This window comes from Nocardia sp. NPDC050630, from assembly GCF_044457245.1.
In the GTDB taxonomy this organism is placed as follows: Bacteria; Actinomycetota; Actinomycetes; order Mycobacteriales; family Mycobacteriaceae; genus Nocardia.
The window spans coordinates 1-5,322 of record NZ_JBITGN010000054.1 but is presented as its reverse complement, the minus strand read 5'-3'; the positions used below and the strand labels follow the sequence as shown (position 1 = coordinate 5,322).

General features: G+C 62.0%; 2 protein-coding genes. Both read left to right on the top strand.

Going from position 1 to position 5,322, the window contains the following annotated elements; all coding sequences use genetic code 11:
• Nucleotides 1–786 precede the first annotated feature (786 nt).
• Nucleotides 787–2,580, top strand: coding sequence for a reverse transcriptase domain-containing protein (locus tag ACIBG0_RS42015; RefSeq protein WP_397041221.1), 1,794 nt, complete (start codon nt 787–789; stop codon nt 2,578–2,580).
• Nucleotides 2,581–3,435: 855 nt separating this feature from the next.
• Nucleotides 3,436–5,169: a group II intron reverse transcriptase/maturase gene (ltrA, locus tag ACIBG0_RS42010; RefSeq protein ID WP_397041219.1), complete on the top strand. Its 1,734-nt coding sequence runs from the start codon at nt 3,436–3,438 to the stop codon at nt 5,167–5,169.
• Nucleotides 5,170–5,322: the final 153 nt, after the last annotated feature.

The window sequence follows — 5,322 nt, the reverse complement described above, 5'->3', positions numbered from 1 at the left end:
GCCCGGTGCGCTTGGCGGCGCACGCCGGGTTCGGGAGGCGGCTCGGAGAGACCCACCGGTGGCAACACTGGCAGGGCGCTCCGGGCCGACCTCACGGTCGTATCCCCGGTTCAGCCGGGAGGAACTCGGAAGGAGGTTCTTGGGTCCGATGGCTTACCTGGAGCCGAAAGGTGAAGGGGACAGCAGCATGTCATTGAAGCGGCGGCCGTGCTCAGACGTCGGAGGCGGCGCGTCGCGGGACCCGTGTGATATGGCGAAATTGCGCCGCGAGGCGCTCTGTCGTATTCCCGGCGAAGTCGGGAAGAACTTGGAGGAACGTTCTTGAATCGGATGACTTACCTCGATCCGAAAGGATATTGAGGGACAAGAGCATGTCAGGAAAGCGGTGGCTGTGTCCAGGCGTATGGAACGGTGCATCGCGCGATTCGCGCAATACGGTGAAAGCTATACTGCCTGAACCCCAATCTCCAGTTGATGCAAATGTCCATCCGTCGGAAAGACGCCTGAAACCGGCGCCACGTCCTGCATCGGCATTCTTTCGCGGCCGACGCAACTTCCGGGATGTGGAGCGATTCCCAATGAGGGTATTCAAGGAGATGAGTGGGGCACCTAAGTTGCGCTGGTACGTACGGCAGAGATGAACGCGGGATCACCTAAGGGATACGAATCCTATGGTGACGGAGGCTCCATAGTAGTCGCCGGAGTAACGACCGGTCGAGAAGTCCGGGAAAGCCGGAATGAGGGCGAAGGGGGCCAGGTGATCGGACACTTGAGGATCTGGGAGGTATGCGAAAATTGCAGAACGCCGAAACAGTGCTGGGTGTCCTCCGCGAACGCGGCAGGCGCGGCCTGTCCTGTGACGAACTTTATCGGCAGATGTTCAACCCGGATCTGTATCTCATGGCTTACGGGCGTATCTACTCCAACAAGGGGGCGACGACACCCGGAGTCTTGGCAGAGACCGTGGACGGCATGTCGCTGGACAAGATCCACAGGATCATCGAGCTGATGCGCCACGAACGTTATCGGTTCAGTCCAGTCAAAAGGGTTCTGATTCCCAAGAAGAACGGGAAACTCAGGCCCCTCGGCCTGCCCGGCTGGTCGGACAAACTGGTGGGTGAGGTGATGCGGCTCCTGCTGGAGGCGTACTACGAACCCCAATTCTCCGACCGGTCTCACGGGTTCCGTCCCGGCCGGGGCTGCCACACCGCGTTGCGCGAGGTGGCCAATACCTGGACGGGAACAACCTGGCTGATCGAGGGCGATATCTCCGACTGTTTCGGTTCTTTGGATCACGAAATAATGGTCAGGATTACGTCGGAGAAAATCCGCGACAACCGGTTTCTGCGGCTCGTGCGGAACATGCTTCGAGCCGGATACTTGGAGGACTGGATATGGAACGCCACGCTCTCCGGAGCACCACAAGGCGGCGTGCTATCACCCCTGCTCTCCAATATCTATTTACACCGGTTCGACGTCTTTGTCGAGCAGGTTCTCATACCGGAGTATAACCGAGGATCAGAACGGGTAAAGAACCCCGAATACCGCAAGGTTCAGAAGGCGCTCACACGAGCACGTGAGCGTGGAGACCGCATCGAAGCGCGATTGCTACGTCAGCGACTGCGCAGCTTACCGAGTAAGGATTTTCATGATCCTCGCTACCGGAGGTTGCGCTACTGCCGCTACGCCGACGATACCCTGCTGGGTTTCACCGGACCAAAATCCGAAGCCGAGGAGATCAAGAAACGCCTCGGACAGTTTCTGCGTGACGAACTCAAGCTGGAACTGTCAGAGGAGAAAACGCCGATCACGCACGCTCGGACAGATGCGGCACGATTCCTCGGCTACGAGATCACCATTCAGCACAACGACAAGGCGATCACCAACGGCCAGCGGTCGAGCAATGCGACCGTCAGGCTCCGGGTCCCTGTCAAGGTGATCAAGGACAAATGCGCCCTCTATATGAAGCGCAGTCAACCCGCGCGCCGCACCCGACTGATGAACAGTAACGACTACACCATCGTCTCCATCTACGGGGCGGAATATCGGGGGCTGGTCCAGTACTACCTGCTGGCCAGCGACGTCTACCGACTGAACCGGTTGAACTGGGTCATGGAGACGTCGATGCTGAAAACGCTTGCGGGCAAGCACCGCTCGACCGTGTCGAAGACGGCGGCGAAACACAAAGCCAAACTCGACACCCCACACGGGCCGCGCACGTGCTTCGAAGCAGTCGTCGAACGCGCCGACGGCAGGAAACCACTGATCGCTCGGTATGGCGGGATACCGCTGCGATGGCAGAAGAAGGCGGTCCTGCAAGATCGTCAACCCGGACGAGCAGTCGGCCCCAAGGAGCTGGTCACCAGACTCCTCGCGAGCCGATGCGAGATCTGCGAGCGCTCGGGAAACGTTGCAGTACACCACATCCGAAAGCTTGCCGAACTCGACAAGCTCGGGCCGGCGGACCGACCGGCATGGGCGGAAATCATGGCGAAACGCCGCCGCAAGACACTTGTGGTCTGCGCGCATTGTCATGACGACATCCATACCGGAGAACCTGCCGCACAACTCACGGAGTAGTCACTGGAGAGCCGCGATGCCCGGAAAGCGGGCACGTCCGGTTCGGTGGGAGGCTTTAGAGACCCACCGGTGGCAACACCGGCAGGGCGCTCCGAGTCGACCTCACATTGATTGTGGGGAGGTGGGAGATCTTCGCCTCCCTCCTGTCGCAGCAGGGCGGTGAAGCTGGGGGCAGCTGTGCGACGTGAGGTCGCACGTTGTGAGTGGTCGCGTTTGATTGGAGGTTGTTCGACGAGGACGTGATCCGGTCCAGTGTCTATGGGACCGTCCCCGCCCTGGCGTGCGTCGTGGGTGACCGCGGGGTGCGAAGCCTGGGGTGAAAGCCGAAGCGTCCCTGTTCCACCCAGGGATGACGGGCGAGGGGAAGGCCGGACGGGTGAACGGAAGTGAATCTTCGTATGCCCCGTTATCAGCAGCTCCGCAGGTGGGTCGTTCCAGCGGGGTATAGGGCTGGCCGTTGAGAAGCGGCAGGCGCCGATCAGAGAGGCTGTGCTGGTCGGGAGGACACCGCTGCCCCGGGGGAAAGAAGGCACCCAACCCGGCCGCATCTCATGCGTGCGGAACACGGAAACCCCGACAGAGTCCGGAACATCGGTGTGATGTTCCGGTAGGCCGACCGTGAGGAGAGCGGAATTCTCTGGCGGGAACAGGATGTCCAAGAAGCGAAGGCCGGCGGGCGAAAGCCAGCAGGAAACCAGCGCACTGTGGCGGCACCTCTGGGCCGTCGTCGCTGGATAACTGGCCGGATACCGGACCGAGTGTCCGGGCCTCGAAAGAGGCGCTGACGTGGACAGGTGAGCTGGTGGAACGAAGCGGTCTCGAACCGCCGGAACTGAAGGACAAGTTGGACACCGAATGGTGAACGGACCTGAGGGCGTTGCCCTTTCGTGGGATGCCGTCGATTGGCGGCAGCACGAGGACAACGTACGGCGTTTGCGGCTGCGGATCTTCACAGCGACTCGGAGCGGGAACCTGGCCACGGTCAGGAACCTGCAGAAAATGATGCTGCGCAGCTGGAGCAACACGCTGATCAGCGTGAGGCAGGCGACGCAGCGTAACGCGGGACGCAAGACCGCCGGGGTCGACGGTGAGGTCGCGTTGACCTCGAAGGCCCGGATGCAGCTGGCGGTGCAGGTGCACCGTGATGCGGCGTCCTGGCAGCCCCGGCCGGTCAAGCGGGCGTATATCCCGAAGGCGGGAAACCGTGCGAAGTTGCGACCGCTCGGGATTCCGGTGATCGCGGATCGCTGTCATCAGGGCAGGGTCCGCAATGCGCTGGAACCTGAGTGGGAGGCCCGGTTCGAGCCCAAGTCCTACGGGTTCCGGCCGGGCCGCAGCTGCCACGATGCGATCCAGGCGATCTACACCGTCTGCCGTGGCCCTCGGGCCAAGCGGGTGTGGGCGCTGGACGCGGACCTGGCGGCGGCGTTCGACAGAATCGATCACTCCCGGTTGCTCGAAGCCATCGGGTCATTCCCAGCCAGGGACATGATCCGAGACTGGCTGAAAGCGGGAATCATCGAGGCGGGCAAGGGATTTGCTCCGACCGACGAGGGCACGCCCCAAGGCGGAGTCATCAGTCCGCTACTGCTGAACATTGCCCTGCACGGGCTGGAACACGCGGCAGGAGTTCGATACGTGGAGTCCGGCAGCACTGCCGAATCGACGCGAACGGACTCCCCGGTGGTCATCAGGTATGCCGACGATCTCGTCGCGCTCTGTCACACCCAGTGGCAGGCCGAGCAGGTCAAAGCACGGCTCGCCGAGTGGCTGGCACCCAGGGGGTTGGCGTTCAACGAGGACAAGACCCGGATCGTGCATGTGGGCGAGTCCGGGTTCGACTTCTTGGGTTTCAATGTTCGCCGCTATCACGGCAAGTTGCTGATCAAACCATCGAAAGCCGCAGTCCGGCGAATGCGGGAACGGTTGCGCACGGAGATCCGCGCACTGCGCGGCTCCAATGCGCGGGCGGTCATCGCCACGCTCACCCCGATCATCAAGGGTTGGGCGGCCTACTACCGGGGCGTGGTGTCGAAGCGGACGTTCAGCGCTCTCGACGACTATCTGTGGGCGTTGACCTACAAGTGGGCGACCCACAGCCACCCCACGAAGTCGAAGTGGTGGGTATCGGCCCGCTACTTCGGCAAGTTCAACAAGTTCAGGAACAACCGCTGGGTATTCGGCGACGCAGCCAGCGGCGCGCACCTGCCACGGTTCTCCTGGACCGACATCGTCCGACACACTCTGGTCAAGGGCAGGGCATCACCCGATGACCCAGCGCTGGCCGAGTACTGGGAACAACGGCGACGCAGAATCAAACCTCCAGTCGACGGTTACACGCGGCGGCTGCTCATCGAGCAGCATGGCCGGTGCCCGCTCTGCCGGAATGAACTGCTGTCACCGGACCAGCCACCGCAATCGCCCAGTGAATGGGAACGATGGTGGCTGTTGGTCATCCGTCAGGCCATCGCCGCGGACTACCTCGTCCACGACGGACGGCCCACCTCAGCGGACGGAGAACGAACCCGCCTGGTCCACCGCTCCTGCCGAAGCGAGCATCATGCTCGACAACGCAGAAGCACTGCATAGCAACCCGATTCGCTCTCGCGGCTCGCTTGAGCTGCTTGCGGTGAAAGCCGCACGGGCAGTTCTGAGCAGCCTATGAAGGCGAAGTCAATTCGATGGTGTTTCAGTGTTTGGGCGCGTGCTATCGCCCCCGGTCGGGAAGGGTTTCGGGGTTGG